Source organism: Streptomyces corynorhini (assembly GCF_003346515.1).
GTDB lineage: Bacteria > Actinomycetota > Actinomycetes > Streptomycetales > Streptomycetaceae > Streptomyces > Streptomyces corynorhini.
Window position 1 is genome coordinate 1 of the sequence record NZ_QQNA01000380.1, and the last position, 2,084, is coordinate 2,084.

Sequence of the window (2,084 nt, forward strand, 5' to 3'; positions counted from 1 at the left end):
CCGTACGGACGGCCGCCGGCCGGCGGCCGTCCGTACGGCTTCCTCCCCTCAGCCCTCCTGGTCGTTGCCGGTGTCCGAACCGTCCGTCGCACCCCGGGGCAGCCGGGGCGGCTCGTACGCCGCCGGGTCCAGGGCGGCGGCCTGCGGGTCCGGCCGTACGGCGCCCAGCAGCGGGTTGGCCGCGAGGGGGGAGACCTTGACGAGGCTGCCCGGCCGGGGCGCCTGGATCACCAGGCCGTCACCGAGGTAGATCGCGACATGGGTCGCCTTGGGGAAGTAGACGACCAGATCACCGGGGCGCAGCTCGCGCAGCGACACCCGGGGCAGTTCGCTCCACTGCTCCTGGCTGGTACGGGGGATGGTGTGGCCGGCGCGTGCCCAGGCGCGCGAGGTGAGCCCGGAGCAGTCGAAGGAGTCGGGTCCCTCGGCGCCCCACTCGTACGGTTTGCCGATCTGCGCGACGGCGAAGTCGAGGGCAGCGGAACCGGCGGCCGACGGAGCGGCGCTCCGCACGCCGGTCGCGGGCGCGCCCGGCGCTCCTGGCGCGCCGGGGGACCCCAGGGCGCCGGAGCCGATCAGCTCGCGCTGGGCCTTGTCCGTACCGTCCCGCTCCAGCGCGGTCACCGCCGCGATCTGCGCACCGCTGAGGGAGGCGAGCAGCTTCTCCACCTCCCGGAGCCGGGAGGTGACCATGTCGCGCTGCTTCTTCTGCTTCGTGGCGAGGGCCTGCTGCTGGCCGAGCGCCGCGCGCGCCGCCTCCGTCAGGGCGGCGGCCCGCTTCTCGCCGCCCGTCAGCCGGGTCAGCGCGGCGGCCCGCTCGCGCGCCGCGCGCTCCAGCAGATAGCTCTCGTCGATGGCGCTCAGCGGGTCATGGGCGAGCAACAGCCGCAGATAGGAGGAGAGTTCCGACTGCCCCCGGTACTGCGCGCGGGCCAGTTCCCCGGCGTCGCTCCGGCTGAGGGTGAGCGCCTTGCGCGCCCGGTCGAGGTCGGCGGTCAGCTTCTTGGTCTCGGCGCGCTGCCGGGCGAGGGCGACGGCGGTGGCGTTGTACGTCTCGGTGGCCTCCTCGGTCTGCTGGTAGAGGAGCCGGAGACGGGAGAGGAGGCCGGAGACGCTGCTGTCCGTGGTCGAGGCCCCGCTCTCCGGCGCGAGGCCCGCGGGGTCGGCGGGGGCTGCGGGCTCGGCGGAGTCCGCGGCCCCGGACGGATCTTCGGCCGCCGGTACGGGCGCGGCACCGGGGGTGGACGCGGACCCGGACTCGGACTCGGGCGCGGACCCGGGCGCGGACCCGGGCGTCGACGCGGACCCGGGCGGGGTGGGCTCCGCGGTGGCGTACGGGGCGAGCGGCACCCCGGCGAGGACCACCGCGGCGGTCAGCACCGCCGCCCTGGCGCAGACGGCTCGCAGCGCTCTGCCTGACATGCCCTCACCTCCGGTTGCGGACTGGCGGATCCAGCCCTACGGGATGATGCGGCGGCGGAGGGTGATAGCCCGTCTGAATAACGCACTAATAGGCGGACCGGCGCAACGGCATCACTCCTCCGGGCGACCCGGCTTCGACCACGGCCACCTCAGCGGCTCCCGAACCCGCCCCTCGGGCGCGTAGGCGTACGTCCAGCCGCGCTGGATCCCGAGCCGCTTGCTGAACCCGGCGGGCACGCGCCGGTACGCGAACACGGTGGGCGGCCCGCCCGCCGCGTCCGGCACGGGCACCTCGTACCACTTGGGCGGTTGCCCGGTCGGCCCGGTCAGCACGGGCAGCACGCGCCCGTCCAGCGGCCCGCCGACAAAGAGGGTGTCTTCGCTTCTCACGCGTCACAGTCTGGCGCAGTTCGGGAGGGGGCGCGGAGGACCGGGATGCGCGGGTGTGGCGCACCCCGGTGAGGTTCCCCCGTTGTGCGGGGCTGCTGATCAGCTGGTCAGGGCGGGGGTGGGTGCGCACACTTTGCATGGGGTGGCCCGGGTCGGGTCCGGCGGCTGACGGTGTGGTGCTGGTGGGGATTCATGCCCCGCTGGTCACCATCCGCTGCGTTCTGCGGGTCAGTACCAAGAGGTAAGCGAGCTGAACCAGCACCATTCATGTC

2 protein-coding genes are annotated in these 2,084 nt (G+C 74.5%); both read right to left on the reverse strand.

Annotated features, from left to right (window positions below):
- Positions 1-48: 48 nt before the first annotated feature.
- Entirely contained in the window at positions 49-1,422 is a 1,374-nt protein-coding gene (locus DVH02_RS32945; RefSeq protein WP_114627516.1) for a C40 family peptidase, read from the reverse strand.
- A gap of 111 nt (positions 1,423-1,533) precedes the next feature.
- Entirely contained in the window at positions 1,534-1,812 is a 279-nt protein-coding gene (locus DVH02_RS32950; protein ID WP_114627517.1) for a hypothetical protein, read from the reverse strand.
- Positions 1,813-2,084: the final 272 nt, after the last annotated feature.

What these genes read in the sequence shown, in the direction of transcription:
- DVH02_RS32945 (WP_114627516.1), bottom strand. Translation starts at nt 1,422, where the DNA reads ATGTCAGGCAGAGCGCTGCGAGCCGTCTGCGCCAGGGCGGCGGTGCTG.